The 614-nt window shown below is 51.5% G+C and carries 1 protein-coding gene; it reads left to right on the top strand.

All coding sequences use genetic code 11. From position 1 onward, the window contains the following. The coding region (gene ilvE, locus R7O13_RS28555; RefSeq protein WP_318305420.1) for a branched-chain-amino-acid transaminase at nt 1-614 on the top strand (614 nt) is incomplete at both ends.

Raw genomic sequence — 614 nt, 5'->3', positions numbered from 1 at the left:
GGTTTAGGTGTGTGTCCTCCAGTAAGCACCGAAATGGAGCTGATCATCGCAGCGTTCCCATGGGGCTCGTACCTTGGTGAAGAAGCACTAGAAAAAGGCGTGGATGCAATGATTTCAAGCTGGAATCGCGCGGCACCTAACACCATCCCTACCGCAGCAAAAGCGGGTGGTAACTACCTTTCTTCACTACTCGTTGGTGGTGAAGCACGTCGTCATGGTTACGACGAAGGTATCGCACTGAGTGTTGACGGTTACTTGTCAGAAGGCGCGGGCGAGAACATCTTTGTCATCAAAGATCGCGTGATCACCACACCACCAGCAACCAGCGCTATCCTACCGGGCATCACTCGTGACTCGATCATGACCATTGCTCGCGATAAAGGTTACGAAATCCGTGAAGCTAACATTGCTCGCGAAGCGCTATACCTTGCGGATGAAGTATTCATGACCGGTACCGCAGCAGAAGTTGTGCCTGTGGCAACCATCGACAAAATTGAAGTGGGCAGCGGTAAACGCGGTCCGATTACCAAAGAATTGCAAGAAGCCTACTTTGGCCTATTTAACGGCACCACGGAAGATAAGTGGGGCTGGTTAGACTATGTGTACCCAGAGCA

Source organism: Vibrio sp. Y176 (assembly GCF_033438945.1).
The sequence above is the reverse complement of the archived record's forward strand: the minus strand, read 5'-3'. Positions and strand labels throughout refer to the sequence as shown.